The sequence below is a fragment of the Sulfurimonas limnophila genome (genome assembly GCF_059705345.1).
In genome coordinates this window covers 1,218,682-1,245,589 of sequence record NZ_AP046127.1, presented here as the reverse complement: position 1 = coordinate 1,245,589, position 26,908 = coordinate 1,218,682, and the positions used below count along the sequence as shown (strand labels likewise).

Sequence of the window (26,908 nt, the reverse complement as noted above, 5' to 3'; positions counted from 1 at the left end):
AATTAATTTTTGGACATATAATGCAAGTACATATTGAGCTTAAAAAAGTTGTAGATAACTCTTACGACATAACGATAGACACTCTTCCTAAACTCCATTTTGATACAAAAGTAGCTGTTGTTACAAACTCGACAGTCTCTGCTCTTCATTTAGAGTATCTTCTAAAAAAGATAAGCGCAAAAGAGCTTCATGTTGTAACTCTGCAAGATGGAGAACAGTATAAAAATCAAGAGAGCATAGATGCTATTTTGGACTCTCTTTTTGAACACCGCTTTAACCGAAAGTCAATGATTATCGCATTTGGAGGCGGCGTTATTGGTGATATGAGCGGATACGTTGCTAGTATCTATCAAAGAGGGATAGATTTTATCCAGATACCAACTACACTTTTATCCCAAGTAGATGCAAGTGTCGGCGGTAAAACAGGGATGAATAATAGATATGGAAAAAACTTAGTAGGTGCTTTTCATCAACCTCGTGCTGTATATATCGATCCATATTTTTTAACAACTCTACCGTCAAGAGAGTTTGGTGCTGGAGTAGCAGAGATTGTGAAAATGGCTGTGACGTTCAACAAAGAGTTTTTTGAGTTTTTAGAAACCGCAGAACTAAACAAGCCAGAAGTGCTTCAAGAGGCGATAAAAAGAGCAGTTCAAACAAAAGCTAAGGTTGTTACCGAGGATGAAAAAGAGCAGGGGATTAGAGCTGCTCTAAATTATGGACATACGTTTGGTCATGTTGTAGAAAATGAGACTGCGTATAAAGAGTTTTTGCATGGTGAAGCCGTTGCTATTGGAATGGTTATGGCAAATGAGATGGCTATAAAGATGAACTATATGAACGAGAAAGAAGCATACAGAGTTAGAGCTCTTTTAGAAAAATATGCTCTACCAACAACTTATACTATAAAAGATGTAAAATCATTTTATGAAGCCTTCTTTCTGGATAAAAAGAGTTCTGACTCTGCTATAACTTTCATACTTCCTCTTGGAATAGGCGATGTTGTGATTACAGATAAAGTTGATAAAAGTACTGTTATGTGCGTATTAAATAAGTTTGGAATATAGTAGATGAGAAAAATATTTTTTTATATACTAATAGCTTCATCACTACTTTTTAGTGATACTTTAAAAACTGAAACAAAACCAACTCAAGAAGAGTTAGAGCGTATAAAAATAGAGCAAGAGAGAGTTGTAAGAGAGAAAATATCTCAATTAACAACAGATTTAAAAGTTGTTGAGGAGGGAATATCTAAAAAAGATAGTGTTTGGATTAAGAGTTACGCCTCTTATCTTACATCTTTAGAAGTTAGAGAGAGCCTTGATAAGATTACTGAGAGAATTCACTATCTTCAAAAAAAGAGAGATAAAACTCTTAGTGAAGCAGATGAATTAAATGCGCTTATAGGGCGTGAGAAGATTTTAACATCACAAATTGAGAAATTAAAAAGAAAAGATAGTTCACCATTTTCAAATCTTATAACTCCACCAAATATAGACGAAATTCCTTCTGTTACAAATCCGCTAGATATTTTCATGGGAATCTCTTTGATGAAAACTTTAGATAAAGGTTTCAATGATTATGTTCTAAAAAAAGATGAATTAAACAAGCTGATAACACTTCTACGTGCAGAGATAAATATATATACCCAATTAGAAGTTATCGATACCGAGAATAAATATAAAGAGCAGTTAGATTTTAAATTAAAACAGCTAGAGAGATTTGAATCAGCGCAAGATACGATGAATGTTACAGCTGATGTTTATGAAAAAAGATTAGACATTATAGAGGTAAATATAAACAAAGAGATAGAAGTTCAAATTGTAAAGCTTATTAAAATAGTTGTTACAGTTTTTGTTGTTTTTCTTATTTTCTTCTCGTTGAAGCTAATTATAAAAAGATACATCAAAGATAATGAACGCTTCTATATGGCAAATAAAATTATCACTTTTGTTAATTTTACATTGATTATTTTAATACTGTTTTTTAGTTATATCGAAAATGTAAACTACCTTGTTACAATCTTGGGATTTGCTTCTGCTGGTATCGCAATTGCCATGAAAGATTGGTTTATGAGCATACTTGGGTGGCTTGTAATCGTCTTTGGCGGAAGCGTGCATGTAGGAGATAGAATTCGTGTTGATATGGATGGTATGCAGTATGTTGGTGATGTTATGGATATTTCACTGCTTCGTATGACTATACTTGAAGATATAACACTCACCGCAGTTACTCAAAATAGAAGAGCTGGGCGAATTATTTTCATACCAAACAACTACATCTTTACAAGAATGATAGCAAACTACACACACAGCTCACTAAAGACTGTTTGGGATGGGGTTAAGATAACTATAACCTTTGATTCTAACCACAAAAAGGCGATGCATTTAGCAAAAGAGATAACTAAAAAATTCTCAAAAGGCTATACAGACATCACAAGAAAACAGCTCAATAAACTAAGAAGCAACTATAGCCTCAAAAATACAAATGTTGAGCCTAGAATTTTCTCTTTTATTGAGCCAAATGGTATCTGTATAGATGCTTGGTATTTGACAAATGCGTATGGCACACTAACGCTCAGAAGTGTTATTTCTACGGAGATAATAGACGCTTTTTTAGCAGAAGATGACATAACTATTGCATATCCTACTCAGATGCTTCATATGGAAGCTTCTGCTAAGAGAAAGCCTCCATTTGAGAGCGATGAAGTAGTATAAATGAAGAAAAAAGTATATTTTAAAACCTTTGGGTGCAGAACAAATCTATATGATTCTCAGGTAATGATGAGCTCACTTAAAGAGTACGATATAACTGAGGATGAAAACGAAGCAGACGTTGTGGTCATCAACTCATGTACAGTTACAAATGGAGCCGATTCACACGTACGCTCATATATCTCACATGTAGAAAAAAATGGTGGTGCTAAAATCTTTTTAACAGGATGCGGTGCCCATACAAAGGGTGAAAAACTACTAGAGCAAGGAAGAGTTGCTGGAGTTTTTGGACAGAGTGAAAAAGTTAAAATAGACGAGATGCTAAACAAAGAAGAGCCTTTTTATGAGCCTGGGGATTTGAACCATATAGATGAGAGCGTTGTAGATGATTTTATTGGTAAGAGCAGAGCTTTTATAAAGATTCAAGAGGGGTGTAATTTTCGTTGCTCTTACTGTATCATCCCTTATGTTCGTGGTGATGCTAGAAGCATGGATGAAGAGAAGATTTTAGAGCAGATAAGAAGACTTGCTCGTAATGGCTTTGGAGAGTTTATCTTAACTGGAACAAATGTAGGAAGTTATGGTCAAAATAGTGATAGTTCAATTGCTTCACTTATGAAAAAAATATCTCAAATTCGCGGTGTAAGACGTATACGAGTTGGAAGCGTAGAACCAATTCAAATCAGTGATGAGTTTAAGGAGATATTAGACGAGCCATGGCTTGAGAAACACCTTCATATTGCTCTTCAACACACATCTCCGCAGATGTTAAAGTTTATGAATAGACGAAATGTTTATAAGCATGACAGAGAGCTCTTTGAATTACTCTCAAGCAAGGGTTTCGCAGTCGGAACAGACTTTATAACTGGTCATCCAGGGGAGAGCAGTGCACTATGGGATGAAGCTATGAAAAATGTGAGAGAGCTTCCACTCACTCATTTACACGCATTTACTTACTCAAAGCGTGATGGTACTCCATCTGCTACAATGAAGCCAGAAGTAAATGGGGATGTTGCCAAAGAGAGACTTCATGAGCTTGAAAGTATAGTTAAAGAGAAAAATTTTGCTTTTAGAAAAGCCTTCAGAGGCACACTTGATGTTCTAATAGAGAGTCAAAAAGATGATTTATATGTAGGATATGATCAACACTTTAACAAAATAATGGTACGCTCTAACGAGGATTTGCTGGGTAATTGGATTAATATTAATGACTATGAAGTAAAAGAGGAGTCTAACTATGGTAGGGTCTAAAACAAATAGAGTAATACTTTATGTATCTGCTACTTTGGTAATTATGCTTATTTTATTTGCTATGTTAAGGGACAATGCAGAACTAATAACTCTTAAAGATGCAACAAAAATTTTAGATAATAAAAGCGTAAAAAGTGTTATAGCATCACAGGAGTATGTGTATCTGAAAACTGATGGTGAAATATATAAAATTGCCTCATCTCAAGTATCACCAAAAATGTTTTCAAACTATCAAGTTACTATAAAAAATAGCTCAAATATAGTACTTTATTTTCTTTTTTTAGTTCTATTTTTAGGTCTTGCCACGCTACTCTATAGATGGTTTAGAGCAAATAATTACTTCAGTGTTGCAAAAGTAGAGAGTGGTAATTACGGCTCTAAACAAGAGAGCTCAAGACCTATTGAGTCCATAAAGAGTGATGTTACATTTGATGATATCGGTGGAATAAGTGATGTTAAAAGTGAACTAGAAGAGATTATAGATTTTATGAAAAAACCAAAACGTTATAAAAGTTTTGGTGCTAGAATGCCTCGTGGTGTGCTCTTAGTTGGTCCTCCTGGAGTTGGAAAGACTATGATTGCAAAAGCTGTTGCAAACGCCGCTGGTGTGCCATTTTACTACCAAAGTGGTGCATCTTTTGTTCAGATATATGTTGGAATGGGCGCAAAAAGAGTTCATGAACTTTTTACCGCTGCTAAAAATAGCGCACCTGCAATTATCTTTATAGATGAGATTGATGCTGTTGGTAAAAAAAGAGATGGTCAAAGAAGTGATGAGAGAGAAGCAACACTTAACCAACTTCTAACCGAGATGGATGGCTTTGAAAACTCAAGCGGAATCATTGTCATAGCTGCAACAAACAAGATTGATGTTTTAGATTCAGCGCTCCTTAGAGCTGGAAGATTTGATAGAAGAATTTTTGTAGAGCTTCCAACAAACAAAGAGAGAGCTTTGATACTATCTAAATACTTAGAAAAAGTTCCAAATGATGTAGATGTAAAAACGATAGCAAATATGACAGTAGGCTTTAATGGCGCATCTTTGGCTGCACTTGTAAACGAAGCTTCACTTCTGGCTATCAGGCAGCATGATTTTCAAGTAACTATAGATCATTTTGACCAAGTAAAAGACAAAGTTATGTTTGGTAAGAAAAAGCTTCAGATTTTAAGTGATACACAAAAGAGATACCGTGTTACATATCAGGCTGCAAAGGTTGTTTGTGCAACTTATTATGATCTTCCTTTTGAGAAGATATTACTCTCCAATGAGAAACTGACACCTTCTACTGACGAACCACTCATAAAGCATGAGCTTGAATCAAGAGTGAAAATGCTCTTAGCTGGTATAGTTGCATGTAATATCAAATACTCTGAGCATGCAAGTAGTGCAAAAGCTGACTTAGATGAAGCAAAAGAAGTTGTTGAAAAGATGATTACAGAGTATGGAATGGGCTCAACTTTGATTGCAAATGAGAGCGAAAAAGAGATACTTATAAATAGACTATATAACGAAACAAAAAGCCTCTTAGAGTCACTTGATAGGGTTATTAGAAAAGTTGAAGATGTTTTAAACGATAGAGAGAGCATAACAAAAATGGAAGTAAAAAAGTATATAAATGAAGTTTTATAGCGGTTTTACTCTAGAAAATGAAGAGATATATTTTGATAAATATATAAACAAAAGCAGATATACGATTTGCGGATTTAGCTATGGGGCTATAAGAGCGATAGAGGATACTAAAGAGCATCTAAGAGATTTAAAAAGAGTAGATACTCTTCAACTATTTTCACCAGCTTTCTTTCAAAATAGAGATGAAAAGTTTAAAAAAACGCAAATAGTTGGGTTTATAAAAAATAGAGATTTGTATATAGATAATTTTACTAAAACGTGTTTTTATCCATACCTTCAAAAAAATCTAGATCATAATGAAGATGATGTAAATCAGCTAAAAGAGTTGCTGTTTTATGAGTGGGACAAGCAAGAACTAAAAGAAATAGCTAAAAGTGGCGTAAAGATAGAAGTATATCTTGGAGAGAAGGATATGGTTATAAATGCAGATGTTGCTAGGGAGTTCTTTTTAGAGTTTGCTACAGTAACTTACATAAAAGATGCAAACCATTTTTTATTAATAAATTAGGAGAAAAAGATATGAGTAATATAAAAATAGGCGTAATAACAGCAAGTGATAGAGCAAGTAAAGGAATTTATGAAGATATATCTGGTGTTGCCATCCAAGATACAATGAAAGAATATCTAGTTAGTGAGTTTGAAATAGTCTATAGATGTATCCCTGATGAGCAAGATATGATAGAAAAAACTATGATAGAGCTATGTGACACAGAGGGCTGTTGTTTGATTGTTACAACTGGCGGAACGGGACCAGCACTTAGAGATGTCACACCAGAAGCAACTGAAAATATATGTGAGAAGATGATGCCAGGCTTTGGCGAACTTATGCGTCAAGTAAGCTTACAGTATGTCCCAACAGCTATACTCTCAAGACAGACTGCAGGTATCAGAGGAAAAAGCCTCATCATAAATCTGCCTGGAAAACCAAAATCTATTCGTGAGTGCCTTGATGCAGTTTTTCCTGCTGTGCCATACTGTATAGATTTGATTGAAGGGCCATATATAGAGACAAATGAGAAAGTAATAAAAGCTTTTAGACCTAAAGCTAAGTAAGTCTTAATTTATATTTTTATTGAAGGCTAAGAGTGAAATATATTATAGACATGATAGATGATATGCGCGAAAATCTACAAAATTCTAAAGAGTATACGCTTCTTGCCATGCTTCTAAGGGAAGATAAAGAGCAAAATCTTCAAAACGCAGGTGAAAAAGTTATCACATCTTTATATCTTGATCATGATACAAAGCAGTTACAGCTTGGGTTTCTTGATGAAAATATCACAACAAAAGATTTATTAGAGTGTTTAGACGCTTTAGAGATACAAGCGATGATGTACGAAGTAGTGGTAAAAATCTCAAATGAGCATCCCCTTATGCCTATAATCGGATTTGGTGAAAACCATGAAGAAAAACAATACATTTTTTTTCTAACAATTTAACGTATTTAAATAATATATGAATACAAAAAAATATCTATTTGAATAGTATATAAAATATTAAGATGGATAAAAAGTACATAATATTATTGAAGAAAAAAAAGAGTCAATAGAGAGAAATTCTCTCTATTGTAGGTTTAGATAAAGTTAACTTCTGTAACGTGGTGTTTTAGACCTAACTCTGCAGCAGAGCATCCAAGAGCTAGTCCTATCATCTGTTGCATGTGTAAAACAGGAAGAGATACTTCTCTGCCTATGGCTTCTGAAGCACTTTTTGTTTGAGTGTCTAGTTTTAGGTGGCAGAGTGGGCATGGGGTTACCATCATGTCTGCATTGTTGTCTGTCGCACCTGCTATCGCCGTTCCTGTTAGAACTGCAGCAGTGTGTGGTGCTTGAAGCTCTACATGGAAGCCACAACATTTGTTTTTCTCTTCATAATCAACATTTTTACCACCACAAGCTATGATTAAATCATCAAGTGAAGTAGGGTTGTAAGGATTCTCTTTTTGCTTATGAGACTCATCATGTAGTTCTGATGGGCGGATATTGTGACAACCGTAAAATGGTGCGATATTAAACTGGCTTAGTGGTTTTACTACCATCTCTCTTATCTTATCAAGTCCAAAATCATCTATGATAGCATATAAGAAATGTATAACGTTTGAAGTACCTTTATACTCTAAACCTACTTCTGATAGCTTCTCGTTTACTCTAGCTTTTAGTTCTGGATTTTTATCTAACCTATGTTTTGTCATTGCTGTATTTAGCTGACATGTATTACAGATTGTAACCATAGTTAAACCATGCTTTTCAGCATAAGCTATATTTCTTGCATTTAAAACAAGTGATAAAAAGTCATCATAATCTTGAAGATGAGAAGCTCCACAACATGATGCTTCGGTCAATTCTATAAGTTCGATATCGAGCTTTCTAGCTACTGCCATAGTTGACATCATCTGCTCTGGAGTACTCTGTTTTGCTGTACATCCTGTAAAGAGTGCGTATTTTAATTTTTTCATCTATATTACTCCTAGAACTTTACTGTTGATGATGATTTGATAAGTTTTTGAATCTCATCTAAATTATCAGATTTTGGCATATTCCAAGGCATTACAATTTTGCCTTTTCTAAACATTTGAAGTGCAACAGGAATATGTTTTACTATGTGAGCTCCCTCAGAGTAGAGCACTAAGCCGCCTTCATCAAGCATACCGTGTTTTTTGATAGAGTGCAAGAATCCAACTGCATGACGAGTTGCAACATTGTTTTTTGCAACACCTCTCTTAAATGCCATTTGGTGAAGTTTTGTAATTTTATCAATTGGATTTATATCTTTTGGACACACTTCTGCACACTCAAAACATTTAACACAATCCCAAACACCTTGTTTCTCTTCATTTACATCTATAAGTCTTTGTTTATCGTTATCACGCACATCTGATTCAAAACGGTAAGCCGCTGCAAATGCCGCAGGGCCGAAGAAGTCGCTGTTTATCTCTACAACAGGACATGCATAGTGACATGCACCACATTGAATACATAAATCTGCCTCATCCAACTCTTCAGCATCATGAGGTGATACAAGGTTTTCGCAAGAAGGGCATTCATCTATATCTGCAACAAGATAAGGTGTAGCTGCGGCATGCTTTTCCCAAAAATCACCTTTATCGATAATCATATCTTTTACGGCTCTTTTTGTGCTTAGTGGCTCAAGAGTTATCTCGTTTCCAAAATACTCAACCATAGTTGTCATACTCTCTTTACATGCAAGAGTAGAGCGACCATTTACTTTAATGGCACATGCTCCACAGATACCGTGGCGACAGCTTCTTCTATATGAAAAACTTCCATCGTGATCCCATTTTATTCTGTTTAAAACATCTAAAACAACCTCTTCAGAAGTTACATCCATAGTATAGTTTTCATAGTACGGAAGATAATCTACATCAGCATTAAAACGAAACACTTTGAAATTTACTTTTTGTGTGCTAATTTTATTTGTACTCATTAGTGCTCCTTAATAATTTCTTGCTTTTAGTTCGTGCTTACCGAGTTTGACAGGCATATAATCAAGTGAAATATTTCCATTTTTTTCCATGTAAGCCATAGTGTGTTTTAGGAAGTTCTCATCATCGCGATCTATAAAATCTTCTCTATAGTGAGCTCCACGACTCTCATTTCTAGCAATCGCACTCTCAACTATAAATGCAGAGTAGTCAATCATATGACCAAATTCAATAGCTTCTTGAAGCTCAGTGTTGAATACTTTTGATTTATCTTTAATACGTATATTTTTAAATCTTTCTCTTAACTCTTTTACTTTCGCAACAGCAATTTCTAAAGTCTCTTTTGTTCTAAAGGCTCCAGCATTTGCAGTCATACACTGCTGTAGCTCTTCTCTTAAGTTTGGTATAGTCTCGCTTCCGTTATTATCTAAAATAGAGTTTATCTCCTCTATTGCGATCTTTGCATCATTTGTGGTTGCAACTCTTAGAGAGATTTTATCTATCTCTTCAACCATCGTTTTACCAACATAACGACCAAATAAAAGTGCCTCAAGAACTGAGTTTGCACCAAGACGGTTTGCACCATGAACTGAAACACATGAACACTCACCAGCCGCATAGAATCCTTCTACAAACTCAGTGTTGTTTTTACGTACGTTTCCTGCGATATTTACAGGAATTCCACCCATTGAGTAGTGAGCAGTTGCAGAGATTAAAATAGGCTCTTTTATCATATCAAGCCCTAAGAAAGTGATAGCTAAATCACGAAGTTCAGGTAATCTCTCCATAATTAAATCACGTCCGAGATGTGTTACATCAAGATAAACAGCATCTTTTCTAGGTCCTACACCACGACCTTCGCGTATCTCATTTAAAATGGCACGGCTTACAACATCTCTGCTTGCAAGTTCCATTGCGTTAGGAGCGTATTTCTCCATAAATCTCTCGCCATTTGAGTTGAACAGACGTCCACCCTCACCACGAGCTGCTTCAGAGATTAGAACACCATTTCCAGATAATCCAGATGGATGGAACTGTACAAACTCCATATCTTCAAGAGGAAGTCCATGACGAGCAACGATTGATAATCCATCACCAGTATTTGCGTGTGCGTTTGAATTAATTTTGTATGAACGAGCATAACCGCCAGTTGCAAACATTACTGATTTTGCATTAAAAATAGCAATTTGTAAATCTCTTAGGTTAAAAGCAATTACACCAGATACTTTGCCATCTTTGTATATAATATCAGCTACGTACCACTCATCCCAGAACTTTACTCCAGCGCGAAATGCTTGTTCATAAATAGTTTGAAGAAGTGTTAATCCAGTTCTGTCTTTTGCGTAACATGCACGAGGTGATGACTGCCCACCAAAAGGACGTTGAGCAATTTTGCCATCAGGAGTTCTACTAAAAGCAGCACCCATTCTCTCTATCCAGCGGATAGTTTCTGGCGCATTTTTACACATGAATTCAACAGCATCTTGGTCAGCTAAATAGTCACTTCCTTTTACTGTATCAAACTCATGAAGTTCAACACTGTCTTTATCGCTAAACGCAGCGTTAACACCGCCTTGAGCAGCTCCTGAATGACTTCTAAGAGGATGAAGTTTTGTAATTACAGCAACTTTCTTTCCTGCAATTTGTAGTTCTCTTGCAGCAGCGCAACCAGCAAGGCCTGCACCAACAACAATAGCATCGTAAGTATAAATAGGAATACCCATTAGCTTTCCTTTGTTAAATGTAATAAAATAAGGTGGATTGTACTGTTTTTAGCCTTTGTGTATAATAAAAAGTGTTTTTCTAACAAGAAGATGTTACTTAATGCGTCACATTAAGATGGTGGAAAATAGCGAAGTGTGAAAATTTTTCTCACAATTCGCTATGTGCTAAATCTTTTACTTGAGAAATTCTGTTTTTAGATGTTTTTTGAGCATGAAGTAAAACTTTCTTAGCTTGTCTTATTGCCTCTTCTAGTGAGAGATTGTTTGGTTTAATTACATGTCCACCACTAATAGAGAGTTCAATATCTCCCATTTCTGCAGAGTTTAATTTTAGTTCAGAGATGCTTTGGCGTATGTTCTCAGCATCTTTAAATAATATATCTTTAGTTGCTCTTGATAAAATAACGGTAAATTGATTGTAGTCAGTTCGTGCTATTACGTCAGTTAACTGTTCATGCAGAGAAATAGAAAATGCGATTTTCTTAAGTATGCTCTGAGTTAGTTCTTGAGAGTATGCTTTGTTTGTTTTAGAGAAGTTATCTACTTCAAAAACTGTCACAGATGTAAAGTTGCTATCTTTGATACCTTTTCTCTCAGAGTAAGAGTTCATCATCCCTTTTAGGTTATTGATTCCAGTTACTGCATCAAGCATAGCGGGATTTTCTGCTATAACAGGCTTTCTTTTTATTTTTAGTGAAATAGATTCTGCTTCTTGTGAAAATGTCTCATAACGTTGCAGGTTTACATTATTTAAAAATTCTAAATCTTTATAAATCAAAGCCAATCTTTTTCTATACCAAAGAGTTGCAAATAAAATTACTAAAAAAGCAAAGTATGTCACTTTTTTATGCACATTGAATTTGGCTTGATCATAGTATATAGATCTGATAATAATGGCGGTTATATGGCTGTTTAAAGAGTTAAAACTCTCTTGCAACTCATTTATATGTATCTCTGAATCAAGAGAACTATTGTAATAAGCATCAGCCTTTTTTGTAAAATCAACTCTTAACTTATCTAGAGTATCTAAATCGCTAAGATACTCCTTTGAATTAGAGAGTAAAAGTTTTTCTAATATACTGTATTCATATAAAGAGTGAAGCTTCTCAACGTCATATCTAAGCTGTGTTGTTTTACCTTGAAGTTTGATAAGCGATATCTCAATACTCTCTTTTGAAAGATTTAAAATCTCTAAAATAATAGTTTTTTGATTTGTAAGATTCTCTACTTTTGTGTATGAGCTTGTATGGTCTATCGCTACAAGTACACCAAAACCAGCGAATATGGTCGCAAGTACAAAAAATATAGAAAGATTCTTAAAAATATTTTTTATAGAGTGTTTCATAAAGGTTTCCTGATATAGATGGTATAATAAGGAGTTATTTTATCATATATTTTAAGAAGATTTGTTGAATTTAGAAAACTATTTTATCTCACAATTTAAAAGTATAAATATCGGTGATGACGGTGCTTTTATAGATGGCATGGTCTATTCAAAAGATGCTTTTTTTGAAAATATTCATTTTAAAACAAGTTGGCTGAGCCACTATCAGATAGGTTACAAAGCTATGATAGTAAATATCTCGGATGCTATTGCTATGAATGCTGTACCAAAATATGCACTTCTTAGTGTAGCTATGCCAAAAAGTATCACAAAATCTCAAATGAGAGATTTAGCCAGAGGATTTCAAGATGCTTGTGCTAAATATGGAGTAGAGATTATTGGCGGAGATACGATAGGTAATACAAAGCTTGACATAACTGTAACAGTTATCTCAAAAACTATTAGGCCGTTGATGAGAAAAGGTCTAAAAAAAGGCGATTTGATAGCTTACAGTGGAACTCTTGGCAGGAGTGCAAAAGAGCTTAAAAAATTGATGAATTTAGGAAAAATCAACATAAACTCCAAGTTTGTAAATATAGCTCTGCGAGATAAATTTATCTATGAAAATAGACGCTTTCTCAGAGTTGGTATGGATATATCAGATGGGATTTTTAGCGACTTACAAAAGCTATCTTCTGCTTCTGGGATTGGTTTTAAATTTTATAAAAAGATTCAAACAAGAGTAGGGTGCAGCGGTGAAGAGTATGAGATGCTCTTTGGATTTGACAGAAGATTTAAAAAAACTCTTCTAAGGCGTGCAAAACTAAGTAGAACTCCTATAAATATTATCGGAGAGTGTGTAAGAAAAGCTTACAAAAACAGATGCAAAGCGCATCATTTTTAAAAAAAACTAAAAAAGACAGGAACATTATGGATAGATTTTATTCGCTCTCTCATTCAAGTATAGATTTTCATTTTAAGCAGACACCAAGAGATTTTGTTGTCGAAGAAGTACCTCTTTATGAGTTTTGTGGTGAGGGTGAGCATCTTGTTCTTTTTGTTAGAAAAAAAGGAATCTCAACTCTTGAGCTTGTATCTATGATAGCAAAATATTTAGGTATAAAAAATAAAGAGATAGGTTATGCAGGGCTAAAAGATAAACACGCTATGACAAAACAGTATATTTCTTTGCATAAAAAGTATGAAGAAAAGATGGATACGTTTGAACACGAGGATGTAAAAATACTATCTAAAACTTATCACAATAACAAGATAAGAATAGGGCATCTAAATGGAAATAAATTTTACATAAAACTAAAAAAAGTAAATCCTACTTCAGCTCAAAAAATAGATGAAGCACTAAAAAATATAGCCTCTTTTGGTATGCCTAATTACTTTGGTTATCAAAGATTTGGCACAGATGGAAATAACCATATTGATGGTGAACTAATTGCAAAAGGCGAGAAAAAAGAGAGAAATCCAAAAGTAAAACAGCTTCTTATCAGTGCATATCAGAGCCACCTTTTTAATCTTTGGTTAAGTAGAAGGCTAGAGATAAATAATTTAATTCAAAATTTTGAAGTAAAAGAGTTAGAGCCACTTTTAAATATGCCTAAAGATGAACTTCTTAAAATGAAAGCACAAAAACACCCTTTTAAACTAATTAGCGGGGATATTATGGAACATTATCCATATGGAAGACTTTTTGAATTTGCTTCACAAGAGCATGATTTGGATAGATTTAATGCAAAAGATATAACTGTAACTGGGCTTTTATGCGGTAAAAAAGCAAAGCTCTCAACTGGTTTATCAAGAGAGATAGAAAAAGATTTTGATGATGAGATAAATGAAGATGGCACAAGAAGATACGCTTGGGTTTTTCCTAAAGATATTGATGGAAGATATAAAAATGAAGAAGCACAATATGAGTTAAATTTTTATCTTCCAAAGGGTTGTTACGCAACAGTTCTTATAGAAGAGATAGCAAAGCGTAAGCTTCTTTAGAAAAATAGAGATTAAGGAGAGTAAGTCATGAAAAAACATATAACATCAGCTTTATCACAAGCTTTTGGTAAATTTGCAAATAAAGAGTTTGCAAAACCGATACAAAATTTTATAAACAGCGGTTATGTAAACATAATGGGACTTGACATGAGAGAGTTCCATGACGCAAGTACATATAAAAGCTTAAATGCTCTATTTACTAGAAAACTAAGAGAGCCTAGAGCTTATTCACTTGATAGTGAGGATTTTATCTCTCCATGTGATTCTTTGATTTCTGAGTGTGGAAATTTAGATAAAGAGTATGCTCTGCAAATAAAAGGGATGAGATACAGAAGTGATGAACTCTTGGGAGAGCATTTTACAAAAGAGGAAAAAGAGTTAGTAGAGAGTGGAACTTTTGTAAACTTCTACCTCTCGCCAAAAGATTACCATCGTTATCATATACCGACAAATTTAAAAGTTTTAAAAGCTGTTCATATACCAGGAAAATTTTATCCAGTCAATATGCCATCTCTTAAAAAAAGAATCAATCTTTTTATAGAGAACGAGAGAGTTATTTTGCTTTGTGAGAGCGCTTCAAAAAAGAGATTTTATATGGTGCTTGTTAGTGCATTAAATGTCGGTGTTATGCAGGTTTCATTTGAGCCAAAGATAAAGACAAATGTAGACGCACAAAAAAGCACTCTTTATAGTTATGAAAATTTAAACCTTAATAAAGGCGATGATTTTGGCTGTTTTGAGATGGGTTCAACCATAGTAATATTGGCCGAAAAAGAGATGTTGGAGCTTAATGTAAAAGCAGGTGACAATGTTAAATTTGCTCAAAATATAGCAAAATTAAAATACTAAAGCGTAGTTAATTAAAAGTATCATACAATTAACTTACAAAAGATAAAAAAAAAGAGGTATTTATTGAAAGTCTTGATTGTAGATGATTCAAAAATAGCCAGAATGGGCGTTATAAAAAGTCTCAAAGAGGTGCATCCAAATGCAGAACTTATCCAAGCAACAAACGGACTAGAGGCTGTTGAGTTCTATAAACAAGAGCGTCCAGATGTTGTTTTTTTAGATCTTACTATGCCAGTCATGGATGGCTATGAGGCACTAAAGAGGATAAGAGAGATAGACAAAGATGCTCAGGTTATAGTTGTAAGCGCAGATATTCAAAGTGAAGCAAAGCTAAGAGTTTTAGTCGCAGGTGCTAAAAATATGTATCCAAAACCAATAAATGTTGATATTATGGTGCAAATTTTTGAACACGACTTATTGTTATAGAGGTAAAATGTATTGAATTTACAATTTAATGAAGACCAACTTGATGCACTAAGAGAGTTTATGAACGTCTCAATTGGGGCAGCTACAGCTAGTATGGCAAGTTTATTAGATGCTTTTGGAACTATGCATATCCCTAAGATAGATATTTGTAATAGTAATGAACTTGGGGCTAAAATTCAAGAATCTATAGATATGAGATCAATGTATTTTGTATCAAAACAGCTCTTTACTGGTAAGTTTGGCGGAGAGTGTATGTTTGTTATCAGCGAAGATTCATCAATGAATCTTGGAAGATACCTCTATGGCATAGAAAACCCATCTTTTGATGAAATAAATGATGCAGTTATAGAGCTCACAAACATACTAACATCAACAATAGTAAGTAGGCTGACTGAAGAGCTAAGCACTCAAGTACAGTTTTTTGTTCCATCACTGCAGTTTTTAGACTCTGCTTCGATAGTAGATGAAGAAGATGTTGTTGAGTACTCAAAAATTATAATAATTAGTACAATTTTAGATTTTAAAGATCAACAGATTGTAGGCAATATTTATATATTGACAAAAGATGAAGCTATAGAGAGCTTGAAGGTATTGATTGACAAAAAAATAGAAGAGATTTATGGATGATTGAGATTAGATATCCTGATGTCTTGCTAGACTCATTAGAAAATGGGCATATGATAATTGATGAACACTTTGTTGTAAACTACTGGAACAGATGGCTTGCTATAAATACTCAAATCAATAAAGAAGATATTGTAGGTAAAAATTTACAAGAGTTTTATCCAGATATAAACTATAAAGTCCTTTATAGAAAGATTAAAACTGCACTAACGATTGGCACACCTACTTTTTATGATACAAACAGCAGTAAAAAATTTATATCTATAAATCGCAATAAAGTAACAACATCTTCACTTAAGCTAATGCAGCAACAAGTTACTATATCTCCATATATTGCTTCTGAGAATAGAGTTATGATCTCTATTTATGATATTAGTGAGCTCTTTGAAGCAAAACTGTTGATAAAAAAAGAGATGAATACAGTAAATAAACTAAATCAAAAACTAGAAGCAGATAGAGAGATAATCGATAAAAATATTATGATTATGAAAACTTCTGTAAATGGAATTATTAAAGATGTCAGCAGCTTCTTTTGTAGCTCTTTTGATATTCAAAGAGATGAGATTATAGGTAAAAATATATCTATTTTTAAATCAGATGACGTCTCAGAACTAATTTATAAAGAACTTTGGGAAACTATCAAAAATAAAAAACCTTGGAATGGAGAGCTGAAATATAAAGGCTTAAGGGCTCAAGAGAAGTGGCTACAATCAAGAATAATGCCAATTTTTGATACACATGGAGAGATTCATGAATTTAGCGCTGTGTATCACGATATAACTAATGAGAAGCTTCTTGCAGAACTCTATATTACAGATTCTCTTACAAAACTATACAACCGTGCTCACTTTGATGAAACAATAAATATGATTGTTAAGCATCAAAGAAAAGTTGATAGTGATTTTATTTTAGTGCTTGTAGATATAGATCATTTTAAATCTATAAATGATACATATGGACATCAAGTGGGTGATGAAGCTCTTGTGTCTGTAGCTAAAACACTCAAATCTTCACTTAGAGATAATGATCTTGTTGCAAGATGGGGTGGAGAAGAGTTTGTAATCATGCTTAAAAATATAACTATTGATGAAGCAGAGATAATTGTAGAAAAAATTAGAGTAAATATTGAAAAAAGTATCATCAAAAAAGATATAAAAGTTACAGCATCTTTTGGTTTAACAAAATATATCGCAGGTGAAGACTCAAAAGAGATATTTAAAAGAGCTGATGATGCCCTTTACGAAGCAAAGAATAGCGGTAGAAATAGAGTAGTTCTGAAATAGAGAGATAAACTGACCTTATGTACTTTCGTAAAAAAAGCGTACAAAAGTTCTTATAATTCTCGAAAAATTCTTTTTTTCGTAGCTTCAGTGGGTTGGAAGGGACTTTTGTCTCTCCCAGTTTGTTGTGTTGTGTAACATTAAAGATTAAATCTAAAGTGCATTATGTCGCCATCTTGAACTATATACTCTTTGCCCTCTAAGCGCATCTTTCCAGCATCTTTAGCTTTGTTCTCTCCGCCACATGCAATATAGTCATTATATGCGATAACTTCGGCGCGGATAAAGCCTTTTTCAAAGTCATTATGGATAACAGCTGCTGCTCTTGGTGCTGTTGTATTTTTACGGATAGTCCATGCACGAACCTCTTTAACACCAGCTGTAAAGTAGCTCATAAGACCTAGTTTATCAAATCCTTTTTGTATGATTTGACTAAGACCTGACTCTTCAACACCAAGTGAGCTTAAAAACTCTGCAGCTTCTTCATCACTAAGACCTATCAGTTCCTCTTCAATCTTTGCGCAAAGCTTTATAAGTTCGCAGTTGTTTTTAGCAGCATGTTCTTTTAGTTTGATAACAAAATCGCTATCTTCTAGCAGACCATCTTCATCAACATTTGCTCCATACATTATCTCTTTACCTGTTAAAAGTCTTACTTCGTGGTTTAGCTGTTTGTACTCTTCGCTATCACATTTGTGAAAGTTTCTAGCTAAATTTCCATCTGCCAAATACTCTAAAAGTTCCTCTGCCAGAGCTAAAAGAGCAGCAGCAGTTTTATCTGTTTTTGCCTGTTTTTTTAGTCTGTCTGCTCTGTTTTGTAAAACTTCTATATCAGCTAAAATAAGTTCGCCCTCTATAATCTCAACGTCTCTTAACGGGTCGATACTAGCTTCTGTATGAACTATATTGTCATCTTCAAAACATCTAACGATATGTAGGATAACTTCTGTTTCGCGAATATTTGATAAAAATTTATTTCCTAAACCCTCGCCTTTACTAGCACCTTTAACCAAACCTGCGATATCAACAAAATCTAGTGTTGAGTACTGTATTCTCTCTGGATTTACTATCTTTGCAAGAGCTTGAAGTCTGTTGTCTGGAACAGGAACTACTGCTTTGTTTGGCTCAATTGTACAAAACGGGTAGTTTGCCGCTTCTGCATTTTGCGCTTTTGTGAGTGCGTTGAAAGTTGTTGATTTACCTACGTTTGGAAGTCCTACAAGACCGATACTTAAACCCATAATTGACCTTTTTTATATTATTAATTAGTTTTGTATTTTAGCTAAAATAAGCATAGAGAGTCATAAGATAGCGTTTAGCTTCTAAATTTTAGGAGGTTTATTTCGTAATTCTGCTCTTAGCGCATCTCTTGAGGCTCTATCTACAAGTGTAAAAAGCTTATCAACACTATCTTTGTCTTCACTCTTTTTATGACCTTTGACTTTTATAAGATCACAATCATTGCATGTTATGAGTTTAAAAAATCTTTTGTAGAGTTTGTGGTTTTTTAAGAGCTCTGCTTTTTTGTTCATAAAGCCATTTTTTATAAGCTTCTCTTTTCTATCAAGGAGAGAGATGATATTTTGTGAGTCTGTATAGATTATAATCTTTCGTTTTTTAAACTTAATCTTGCCAAGCGCCCATATTAAACTTTGCAGTTCAAGTTTTGATGAAGTTGTATTTATAAATCTTCTTGTTAGGATTTTATCTTGAGGGTATGGAGTGTTAAACTCATACTCGGCTAAGAGCATATATGCTCCATAGCCGATATTTGTCTGCGGACTTGCACTTGCATCTGTAAATAGAAAAAATGTTGGTTTTAATCTATCTACATAAAGCATATATGATTTATTTTATCTCTTTAATGAACTCACACATAAGGCGAACTCCAGCGCCAGTTCCGCCATAAACGTTACAATCCCACGCAGCTTCCGTATATGCTGTCCCAGCTATATCAAAGTGCATCCACTTATTTTTATTCTCTTGACGGATAAATTTATCTAAAAATAGTCCAGCAGTGATGGCTCCGCCATAAGGCTTTGAAGAGGTATTGCTTATGTCTGCTATTTCACTCTTTAGAAGTTTTTTAAGGTGGCTATTAAATGGAAGTGAACTTATCAACTCTCCAGATTCGCTACCTGCGCGAGATATATCGTGCTTTAACTTATGAGAGTGTCCCATCAAGCCTGTTGTGTATTGACCAAGAGCCACCATACAAGCACCTGTTAGTGTTGCAAAGTCAAAGATATAATCTGATTTAACCGCATCTTGTGCATAATCAAGAACGTCTGCTAAGACCAAACGACCCTCAGCATCAGTGTTTCTGACTTCAATAGTAGTTTTACTTCTTGAGACTAAAACATCATCAGGTTTGTAAGCATTTCCGCCAATCATATTTTCAACTGCACCGATAAATGCATGAACTTCAACATCAAGCTTTAACTCACTTACAGCTTTGATAATTCCTAAAACTGCACAAGCACCAGCCTTATCCATTTTCATAGTTACCATAGAAGTAGCAGCTTTTAGGCTAAGTCCGCCGCTATCGTATGTTAAACCTTTTCCAACAAGTGTGATAATTTTTTTAGGATTTTGCGGTTTATATGCTAGATGAATCAGTGCACTTTCATGAATTGAAGCACGTCCAACTGCAAGCATTGCACCCATATTCTCTTTTGCTAGAGCATCTTCGTTTAGGATGTTACACTCTAAAGAGTTCTCTTTTGCCAACTCTTTTGCAACACCGCTAAGCGTTTGAGGGTTAATCTCTTGTGGTGCTTTGTTTACTATATCACGAGTAAAATTTGTAGCATTTGCTACTATTAGAGCCTCAGCAAAACTCTCTTCAACTTTAGTATAATCCAAATCATTAGATACTAAGAAAATCTCTTCAAACGCTGATTTTTTAGGCTCTGATTTATAGTCATTAAACTCATATCCGCCAAGTACAACGCCCTCAACAAGAGCAGTAATAACTGATTTGCTCAAGATTGAAATTTTTGCAGATTTAAAGTTTGAACTCTTTAGCGCTTTTATAACAACAGCTGTTGCAGCTCTAATATCATCACTTTTTTTGCTATCAACTCCACAGAAGAGTAATCCTCTCTCGTATAAAAAACAGATACTCTCTTGCTCTGCCTTAAACCCAGCTTTCTCTAAGATATCCGCATGTTCACACTCTGCTAATTCATCTTTTTTTACAAAAATTACATTTACATCTGCCGATACTTCGTTTAGTTCTTTTTCGATTAGTTTAATATTCATTTTTTACTATTACCTTGATTTTTAATGTAAGTCTATCTAATAATTATAAATTTATATTTACTAAAATGTTTTAGTTTTAAATGCCTACAAAACTTTTTTTGTTACACTTATTTGTCGAATTAGCGTTATCTACAATACTAAGAATCTAAACTATTAAATAAGAACTTTTATCAATCAAACTTTAAAATATTTTTTGCTTGAATCATATCTTTATCGCCGCGACCAGATAGGTTTACTATGATTAGTTTACCTTTTATATTTGGCATTTTTTTAAGATAAGCCACTGCGTGGGCACTTTCAAACGCTGGTATGATTCCCTCTTTGCGTGATAACCAAACAAAGGCATCTAGGGCTTCTTTATCTGTTGCATGATTATAACTTACGCTTTTATTCTCAAAATGAAATGCGTGTTCAGGCCCAATTCCAGGGTAATCAAGTCCAGCTGAGATAGAGTACGCTTCTTGAATCTGCCCATCTTCATCTTGCAAAAGATAGCTCATCTGTCCATGAAGAACTCCAGCTCTTCCTTTTTCAAGTGAGCATCCATGTTCTAGTGTCTCTATGCCATGTCCACCAGCTTCTATACCGATACACTCAACTTCTTTATCTTCTAAAAAGTGTTGAAACATCCCTATCGCATTGCTTCCACCGCCAATACATGCTATAACATGGTCTGGTAAACGACCCTCTTTTTCAAGTATCTGAGCTCTTGCTTCATATCCAATGATTGCTTGAAAATCTCTAACCATCATAGGATATGGGTGAGGACCTGCAACCGTTCCGATGATATAAAATGTGTCTCTTGCATTTGTTACCCAGTGACGAATTGCATCGTTCATAGCGTCTTTAAGAGTTTTACTTCCACTCTCAACGCTATTTACTTTAGCGCCAAGAAGTTTCATACGAAATACATTTAGCTCTTGACGTGCAACATCTTTTGCACCCATAAAAATCTCACACTCCAAATCAAGAAGTGCGCAGATAGTAGCAGTTGCAACACCGTGCTGACCTGCACCAGTTTCAGCTATGATTTTTTTATATCCAAGACGTTTTGCCATAAGACCTTGAGCGATAACATTGTTTACTTTATGCGCTCCAGTATGGTTTAAGTCTTCTCTCTTAAGATAAATCTTTGCGCCAAGCTCATCAGATATATTTTTTGCATAGTAAAGCGGGGAAGGGCGGCCAACATAATCTACAAGATAGTAATCTACCTCTGCCCAAAAATCTTTGTCAAAGCGGATTTTTTCATACTCTTGCTCTAGTTTTAAAAGTGCAGGCATGAGAGTTTCGGGAACATATCTACCGCCAAATATACCGAAATGTCCATTTTTTGGATCAAATTTTGAAGCTGATGGAATGTACATTATTTTACCTCTACTAATGAGTAAACTTCAGTTAACTCTTGTAATTTTTTATATCCGTCTAAAAAACCAAGGCATATGATAAAACAAGCCTCTACACATGATGCACCTGTTTGATTTATAAGCTTTACAGCTGCATTTGCTGTTCCGCCAGTAGCTATCAAATCATCAATGAGAAGCACTTTAGCGTTTGGTTTTGCACTAAAAGCATCCAGATGAACTTCAACTTCATCAAAGCCATATTCAAGTGAATACTTCTCACTTATGGTTGTGTATGGAAGTTTCCCTTTTTTGCGAATTGGCACAAAACCAATTCCCAGCATCTGTGCAAGAGCCGCACCAAAGATAAAGCCTCTTGCATCAATTCCTGCTACATAATCTAAATTGTACTCTTTGTATTTTTGGTAAAGATGATTCATAGTGACACCAAAAGCTTCTGCATTGTTTAAAAGGGTTGTTATATCTTTAAAAATAATTCCCTCTTGCGGAAAATCTTTTATATCTCTTATTGACTCTTCTATTATTTTTCTCTCTAAGTTGCTTAATGTCATAATCTATCCTCTAAAGTAGAGCGTCTATACGACTCTCTAGTGCTTTTATTTTATTGTTTAGACGGTCTGTCTCTTGTCTATGTTTTGTATTTCTCTGTTTTAAAACTTTAAGTTCATTTCTAAGTTTTGTTAATTCATCACTCAAAATATCAACATTACCAAGAGCGCGCTGAAGTTGAATCTGATACTTTCTTATGAGTATCTCTGCCTCTTGAAGGGTGAGTTTCATCAAGTCATTACTTCTTTTTTCTTTGTTAGTGATACTTTTGAAGTAAAACATCTTTACAAAAAGGTAGATAGCTAATGCCGATAATAGTGTTAAAAGTGACCATTCCAAAAACATATTTTTTCCTTAAGTAGGCAATTTAAGCGTTTATTGCTTCTATTTTTGCAACACGGCCTTCATGACGACCGCCCTCAAAACATCCTGCAATCCAAGCATCTATGATAGACTCAGCTACACCTTTTCCTATGATTCTCTCGCCAAAACAAAGAACGTTTGCGTCATTGTGTCCACGCGCAACACTAGCTGTATATGCATCATGACAAAGCGCAGCACGTATGCCAGAGTAGCGATTTGCAGCCATACTCATGCCTATACCAGAACCGCAAATTAAGATGCCAAATGAGTTCTTATCAATTAAGACAGCCTCACACACTTTAGTAGCATAATCAGGGTAGTCAACTCTATCTTTAGAAAAAGGACCAAGATCTACAACTTCATGATTTTTGCATTTTAGTAGCTCTACTGTATACTCTTTTAGGTCTAAACCAGCGTGATCTGTTGCGATATAAAATTTCATTATTTTCCTTATTTTATGGTAATAGCAGAGCTAAAATAGTCTGCACAGGTAACAGTAACACAAAGTTTTTTAGCGGTGTCATAAGAATTATTAGAACTATAATTATTCCATATCTTTCATATTTATAAAAGAACTCTGCAATAGCATCAACCTTATATTTCATACTTAGGTGCATGATAAAGTGAGCACCGTCAAACTGCGGTATTGGAAGAAGATTGAATACTCCAAGAACTACATTTATCACTAAAAGCTGTAAAACAAAAGAGTCTTCACTCGTTGGCTGATTCATAGCAACAATAGCCACAGAAGCAAGAGCTGCAAGTGTAAAGTTATAAACAATTCCAGCTAAATCAACTTGCATAGCAGCATTGTATCCGCCATTTTTTACAACAGTTGACATATTTATTGGAACAGGCTTTGCCCAACCAAATAAAAATCCACTATCTGCTCCAAGAAGCATAGGCAAAAAATACATAGTTGCAGGAACGATAATTGTACCAACTAAATCAACATGCGAGATAGGGTTTATAGATAATCTTCCAGCATTTTTTGCGGTTGTGTCGCCATACATATAAGCAACCCATCCATGCATTATCTCATGCCCTATAATAGCCACGGCTAGAGCTAAGATGGCAGTTAGTATCTTTAATAAATCAATAGATTCCATGATCATCTTTATCTTGTTTGATTCTCTCTGCGGTAGCTTTTTGCAGATGAGAAGCATCTTCTAAATCAGTAGGTGTTTTACCGATTCTATCCCATCTAATTTCCCAGTTCTCATCGATACTAAAATAGACAAACCAAGGAGTTCCCTCTATGTTTTCATAAGGAACTGCACCCCAAAAACGGCTGTCGTTTGAGTGGTCACGGTTATCACCCATCATGAAATAGAAATCTTCATCAACTTTAATCGGTGCAAAGTGAAAAATTGGCATCGGGTATCTGCCATTATTTACAATTTTTTCATCATGATGAATTCCAGGATGTTTTTGTGTATATGGATTTTTTACCCATAACTTTCCTGCAAAAGTAATTATCTCATACCCTTTAAAGTTCTTCTCTATCCATTCATCACCTTCACTATGATGAAGATACAGATCTTTATTTGATACAAAAAGCTCATCGTTTGGAAGCGCTACACATCTCTTTACGAAGTGTTGTTTGATGTTGTGAGGAGGTCTAAAAATCACTATATCACCTCGTTTTGGCTTATCTCCATCCATTAGACGCAAACTATCACTCCATGGCATAATAGAGACTTCTAAAAATGGAATATGAGGCATAGAAACACCATAAGCAAATTTTTTAGCAAAAAGATGGTCCCCGATTAAGAGAGAGTCTTTCATAGAACCGCTTGGGATTTTAAAGGCTTGAGCAATAAAAAATATAACAAAAAGAACAATTATAATAGTTCCTGTCCATGAGTTTGAAAATTTGTATGTTTTGTGTAAAAGTTCTTTCATTTACCCTCTTTTATTTTTGCATTTGCTTTTGCGGCTTTTAATGTATTGCTTAGGAGCATTGCGATCGTCATCGGACCCACACCCCCTGGAACTGGAGTTATAAATGAGCATTTTTTTGCTACATTTTCAAAGTCGGCATCTCCAACAAGTTTGCCGTTTTGCGCACGATTTATACCGATATCTATTATGATAGCGCCATCTTTAACCATATCTTCTTTTATAAGGTTTATGACACCAGCTCCTACAAAAATCATATCTGCGCATAGTGTGTGTCTTTTCAAATCATCTGTAAAAATATGGCAAACTTCAACTGTCGCATTTGCGTTTAATAGTAGCGCAGCCATCGGCTTTCCAACTATGTTTGATGCGCCAACAACTACGCAGTTTTTACCTTTAGGGTCAATGTTGTACTCATTTAAAAGTTCCATAACGCCAAGTGGGGTACAAGGCACAAAACCATCTAAACCAGTAGTCAATCTTCCTACATTATATGGATGAAAACCATCTACATCTTTACTAGGCTCTACGAGCTCTAATATTTTTGTTGTATCTATCTGGGCAGGAAGTGGGAGCTGAATCAAAATACCATCAATGTTTGGGTTGTTATTCATCATAGTGATTGTGTTTTCTATGGCACTTTGAGATATATCACTTGGCATCTCATGTGTTACAGAGTAAAAACCGACTCTATCACATGCCTTTTTTTTCATATTTACATAAGCAGCACTTGCAGGGTCTTGACCTACTAAGATAACTGCAAGTCCAGGAACCAAACCAGTACTGTTTTTTAGATCTTTTACCTCTGTTGCTACGGCTGTTTCTATCTTCGCTGAGAGTGCTTTTCCATCAAGAAGTTGCATTTAAACCTCATAATATTATTTTTTTGTTATTATACCTTTATATATTAAAGGGTCGCTTTTATGAGAAAAATGTTGTTACTTTTATTGCCATTGTCCCTTTTTGCTCAAAGCAGTTTTATAACACCAATGGAGTACTCTTCATCACTATATAAGAATCCAAGAGGTATAGGTTGTCATAAGTGTCATGGTGAATTTGGAGAGGGTAAAATCGTTGCAAGATATGAGCATAAAAGAGAGCAAAAAACTTTTTTTGGACCAGGTATCAACAGCATGGATTTTAATGAATTTTATAGAGCTTTAAGTGTTAGAAAAAATGGTATGCCAAGATACTTTTTAACACAAAAAGAGATTAAAGCACTATATTTTTATCTTCAAGAGAAGAAAAAAAAGGGCGCTTTGGGTGATAAGTAATTTATATGAAATAACACAAGCATACGAGGCAAGAGATTTAGTAGCCCTTGATGCACTAGCTCTTCCAACTTATAGAACACTAAACAAAAGATTAGACTTTCGCTCCGCTTTAATGCTCTCTTGCAATAATTTAAAACATTTAACGAAAATTGATACTCTTGAAGCAGACGCAATAATCTTAAATCTTGAAGACGGCGTAAGCAAGAAAGATAAACCATTTGGGCTCGTGTTATGTGCAATTTTTCTCTCACACTACAAAAGATGTGATAAAAAATTAATAGTTCGTGTAAATGCACTAGATGAGGGCGGATATGATGAGATAACATATCTAAATCAATTTATGCCAGATGCTATAAGAGTTCCAAAAATCAGAAATAAAAAAGAGGTAGAATCTGTATATGAACTCTTGGATGAAAATATAGAGCTACACCTCTCAATTGAGACGAAAGAGGCATGGAACAATATTTTAGAGCTAAAGGTTGATAAAAAAGTAACTACTTTTTATCTTGGGATTTTAGATCTTTTTGCTGATATGAAGCTGCCTCAAACTCTTATCACAAGAGAAAACCCAACAGTTTTATATATGCTCTCTCATTTTTTAATTAGCTGTAAATCTATAGATGTAAAACCTGTCTCGTTTGTTTATCAAGAGTTTAAAAAACTGCCTGAATTTGAGATGTGGTTATCTTTAGAAAAAAGTATAGGCTACGAAGCAAAAGGGTGTATCTCTCCTGCTCAAACCTCTCTTGTAAACATAGCTTTTTCCAACAGCGAAGCAGAGATAAAACGTGCAAAGATAATTATAAAACTCTTTGAGCTAAAACGAGAAGAGGGGATTAGCGGTTTTGAAGATGAAGAGTTTGGTTTTATAGATGAGCCTATATACAAAGGTGCTTTGGCATATCTAAATAAAGATTGCTAAAG

Annotated in this window: 29 protein-coding genes; 15 read left to right on the top strand and 14 right to left on the bottom strand. The window is 34.6% G+C overall.

The features are described from left to right. The first annotated feature begins 20 nt into the window (after window positions 1–20). Genes aroB through AC6H33_RS06340 form a run of 7 tightly spaced genes read left to right on the top strand, consistent with a single transcriptional unit; the run spans window position 21 to window position 7,034 of the window. A complete protein-coding gene (aroB, locus tag AC6H33_RS06370) occupies window positions 21–1,067 on the top strand; it encodes a 3-dehydroquinate synthase (RefSeq protein ID WP_497604048.1) in 1,047 nt (348 codons plus the stop codon). A 3-nt stretch (window positions 1,068–1,070) separates the two neighbouring features. Continuing rightward, window positions 1,071–2,717 carry a mechanosensitive ion channel domain-containing protein gene (locus AC6H33_RS06365; RefSeq protein WP_497604047.1) on the top strand — a complete coding sequence of 549 codons (1,647 nt, stop codon included), beginning with the start codon at window positions 1,071–1,073 and terminating at the stop codon, window positions 2,715–2,717. After that, window positions 2,718–3,965 (top strand): tRNA (N(6)-L-threonylcarbamoyladenosine(37)-C(2))-methylthiotransferase MtaB, encoded by a 1,248-nt coding sequence (gene mtaB, locus AC6H33_RS06360; RefSeq protein ID WP_497604046.1) that lies wholly within the window; start codon window positions 2,718–2,720, stop codon window positions 3,963–3,965. It begins immediately after the preceding gene. After that, the gene (locus AC6H33_RS06355; RefSeq protein ID WP_497604045.1) at window positions 3,952–5,595 is read left to right on the top strand and encodes an AAA family ATPase; all 1,644 of its coding nucleotides are present in this window, start codon (window positions 3,952–3,954) and stop codon (window positions 5,593–5,595) included. Before mtaB ends, AC6H33_RS06355 begins: the two co-directional genes overlap by 14 nt. Continuing rightward, window positions 5,582–6,103 carry a pimelyl-ACP methyl ester esterase BioV gene (gene bioV / locus AC6H33_RS06350; RefSeq protein ID WP_497604044.1) on the top strand — a complete coding sequence of 174 codons (522 nt, stop codon included), beginning with the start codon at window positions 5,582–5,584 and terminating at the stop codon, window positions 6,101–6,103. The genes AC6H33_RS06355 and bioV overlap by 14 nt, the downstream gene beginning before the upstream one ends. An 11-nt stretch (window positions 6,104–6,114) precedes the next feature. Then, the gene (gene mog, locus AC6H33_RS06345) at window positions 6,115–6,648 is read left to right on the top strand and encodes a molybdopterin adenylyltransferase (protein ID WP_497604043.1); all 534 of its coding nucleotides are present in this window, start codon (window positions 6,115–6,117) and stop codon (window positions 6,646–6,648) included. A gap of 32 nt (window positions 6,649–6,680) precedes the next feature. Next, entirely contained in the window at window positions 6,681–7,034 is a 354-nt protein-coding gene (locus AC6H33_RS06340; RefSeq protein ID WP_497604042.1) for a hypothetical protein, read from the top strand. Window positions 7,035–7,168: 134 nt separating this feature from the next. On the opposite strand, the gene AC6H33_RS06335 is transcribed toward AC6H33_RS06340, so the two are convergent. From AC6H33_RS06335 to AC6H33_RS06320, 4 genes are all read right to left on the bottom strand, one after another. Next, on the bottom strand, window positions 7,169–8,050 hold the full coding sequence (locus tag AC6H33_RS06335; RefSeq protein WP_497604041.1) for a CoB--CoM heterodisulfide reductase iron-sulfur subunit B family protein: 882 nt from the start codon (window positions 8,048–8,050) through the stop codon (window positions 7,169–7,171). A gap of 11 nt (window positions 8,051–8,061) precedes the next feature. Further along, window positions 8,062–9,039 carry a succinate dehydrogenase/fumarate reductase iron-sulfur subunit gene (locus AC6H33_RS06330; protein ID WP_497604040.1) on the bottom strand — a complete coding sequence of 326 codons (978 nt, stop codon included), beginning with the start codon at window positions 9,037–9,039 and terminating at the stop codon, window positions 8,062–8,064. 9 nt (window positions 9,040–9,048) lie between these two features. Then, entirely contained in the window at window positions 9,049–10,761 is a 1,713-nt protein-coding gene (gene sdhA / locus AC6H33_RS06325) for a succinate dehydrogenase flavoprotein subunit (RefSeq protein ID WP_497604039.1), read from the bottom strand. 148 nt (window positions 10,762–10,909) lie between these two features. Further along, window positions 10,910–12,106 carry a diguanylate cyclase gene (locus AC6H33_RS06320; RefSeq protein WP_497604038.1) on the bottom strand — a complete coding sequence of 399 codons (1,197 nt, stop codon included), beginning with the start codon at window positions 12,104–12,106 and terminating at the stop codon, window positions 10,910–10,912. Between the two features lie 64 nt (window positions 12,107–12,170). On the opposite strand from AC6H33_RS06320, the gene AC6H33_RS06315 reads away from it, so the two are divergent. From AC6H33_RS06315 to AC6H33_RS06290, 6 genes are all read left to right on the top strand, one after another. Next, a complete protein-coding gene (locus tag AC6H33_RS06315) occupies window positions 12,171–12,989 on the top strand; it encodes a thiamine-phosphate kinase (protein ID WP_497604037.1) in 819 nt (272 codons plus the stop codon). Window positions 12,990–13,015: 26 nt separating this feature from the next. Further along, entirely contained in the window at window positions 13,016–14,089 is a 1,074-nt protein-coding gene (gene truD, locus AC6H33_RS06310) for a tRNA pseudouridine(13) synthase TruD (RefSeq protein ID WP_497604036.1), read from the top strand. 27 nt (window positions 14,090–14,116) lie between these two features. Then, window positions 14,117–14,938 (top strand): phosphatidylserine decarboxylase, encoded by an 822-nt coding sequence (locus AC6H33_RS06305; RefSeq protein ID WP_497604035.1) that lies wholly within the window; start codon window positions 14,117–14,119, stop codon window positions 14,936–14,938. Between the two features lie 63 nt (window positions 14,939–15,001). Continuing rightward, window positions 15,002–15,364 carry a response regulator gene (locus AC6H33_RS06300; RefSeq protein ID WP_497604034.1) on the top strand — a complete coding sequence of 121 codons (363 nt, stop codon included), beginning with the start codon at window positions 15,002–15,004 and terminating at the stop codon, window positions 15,362–15,364. A 12-nt stretch (window positions 15,365–15,376) separates the two neighbouring features. Then, complete coding sequence (locus AC6H33_RS06295; protein ID WP_497604033.1) at window positions 15,377–15,991, top strand: chemotaxis protein CheC; 615 nt, start codon at window positions 15,377–15,379, stop codon at window positions 15,989–15,991. Next, window positions 15,988–17,271, top strand: a complete 1,284-nt coding sequence (locus AC6H33_RS06290) for a diguanylate cyclase domain-containing protein (protein WP_497604032.1) — start codon at window positions 15,988–15,990, stop codon at window positions 17,269–17,271. Before AC6H33_RS06295 ends, AC6H33_RS06290 begins: the two co-directional genes overlap by 4 nt. 137 nt (window positions 17,272–17,408) lie before the next feature. Here the strand turns inward: AC6H33_RS06290 and ychF are convergent, their stop codons facing one another. The 10 genes from ychF to folD all read right to left on the bottom strand — a co-directional run bounded on the left by ychF (window position 17,409) and on the right by folD (window position 25,573). Continuing rightward, window positions 17,409–18,509: a redox-regulated ATPase YchF gene (ychF, locus tag AC6H33_RS06285; RefSeq protein ID WP_497604031.1), complete on the bottom strand. Its 1,101-nt coding sequence runs from the start codon at window positions 18,507–18,509 to the stop codon at window positions 17,409–17,411. An 81-nt stretch (window positions 18,510–18,590) separates the two neighbouring features. Next, window positions 18,591–19,109 carry an RNase H family protein gene (locus AC6H33_RS06280; RefSeq protein WP_497604030.1) on the bottom strand — a complete coding sequence of 173 codons (519 nt, stop codon included), beginning with the start codon at window positions 19,107–19,109 and terminating at the stop codon, window positions 18,591–18,593. A gap of 7 nt (window positions 19,110–19,116) precedes the next feature. Continuing rightward, window positions 19,117–20,532 carry a leucyl aminopeptidase gene (locus tag AC6H33_RS06275; protein WP_497604029.1) on the bottom strand — a complete coding sequence of 472 codons (1,416 nt, stop codon included), beginning with the start codon at window positions 20,530–20,532 and terminating at the stop codon, window positions 19,117–19,119. A gap of 170 nt (window positions 20,533–20,702) precedes the next feature. Further along, the gene (gene trpB / locus AC6H33_RS06270) at window positions 20,703–21,899 is read right to left on the bottom strand and encodes a tryptophan synthase subunit beta (RefSeq protein ID WP_497604028.1); all 1,197 of its coding nucleotides are present in this window, start codon (window positions 21,897–21,899) and stop codon (window positions 20,703–20,705) included. After that, the gene (locus tag AC6H33_RS06265) at window positions 21,899–22,447 is read right to left on the bottom strand and encodes an adenine phosphoribosyltransferase (protein ID WP_497604027.1); all 549 of its coding nucleotides are present in this window, start codon (window positions 22,445–22,447) and stop codon (window positions 21,899–21,901) included. Before AC6H33_RS06265 ends, trpB begins: the two co-directional genes overlap by 1 nt. A 10-nt stretch (window positions 22,448–22,457) precedes the next feature. Beyond that, window positions 22,458–22,790: a hypothetical protein gene (locus AC6H33_RS06260; protein ID WP_497604026.1), complete on the bottom strand. Its 333-nt coding sequence runs from the start codon at window positions 22,788–22,790 to the stop codon at window positions 22,458–22,460. Between the two features lie 22 nt (window positions 22,791–22,812). Then, window positions 22,813–23,250: a ribose 5-phosphate isomerase B gene (rpiB, locus tag AC6H33_RS06255; RefSeq protein WP_497604025.1), complete on the bottom strand. Its 438-nt coding sequence runs from the start codon at window positions 23,248–23,250 to the stop codon at window positions 22,813–22,815. Window positions 23,251–23,263: 13 nt separating this feature from the next. Then, entirely contained in the window at window positions 23,264–23,917 is a 654-nt protein-coding gene (locus AC6H33_RS06250) for a site-2 protease family protein (protein ID WP_497604024.1), read from the bottom strand. Beyond that, window positions 23,904–24,713: a signal peptidase I gene (gene lepB / locus AC6H33_RS06245; protein WP_497604023.1), complete on the bottom strand. Its 810-nt coding sequence runs from the start codon at window positions 24,711–24,713 to the stop codon at window positions 23,904–23,906. Before lepB ends, AC6H33_RS06250 begins: the two co-directional genes overlap by 14 nt. Next, window positions 24,710–25,573 carry a bifunctional methylenetetrahydrofolate dehydrogenase/methenyltetrahydrofolate cyclohydrolase FolD gene (folD, locus tag AC6H33_RS06240; protein ID WP_497604022.1) on the bottom strand — a complete coding sequence of 288 codons (864 nt, stop codon included), beginning with the start codon at window positions 25,571–25,573 and terminating at the stop codon, window positions 24,710–24,712. Before folD ends, lepB begins: the two co-directional genes overlap by 4 nt. Before the next feature lie 60 nt (window positions 25,574–25,633). Here folD and AC6H33_RS06235 point away from each other — a divergent pair, with 60 nt between their 5' ends. Then, window positions 25,634–25,984 (top strand): c-type cytochrome, encoded by a 351-nt coding sequence (locus AC6H33_RS06235; RefSeq protein ID WP_497604021.1) that lies wholly within the window; start codon window positions 25,634–25,636, stop codon window positions 25,982–25,984. Beyond that, window positions 25,974–26,906: an HpcH/HpaI aldolase/citrate lyase family protein gene (locus tag AC6H33_RS06230; RefSeq protein WP_497604020.1), complete on the top strand. Its 933-nt coding sequence runs from the start codon at window positions 25,974–25,976 to the stop codon at window positions 26,904–26,906. The genes AC6H33_RS06235 and AC6H33_RS06230 overlap by 11 nt, the downstream gene beginning before the upstream one ends. The last annotated feature ends 2 nt before the right edge of the window (window positions 26,907–26,908 follow it).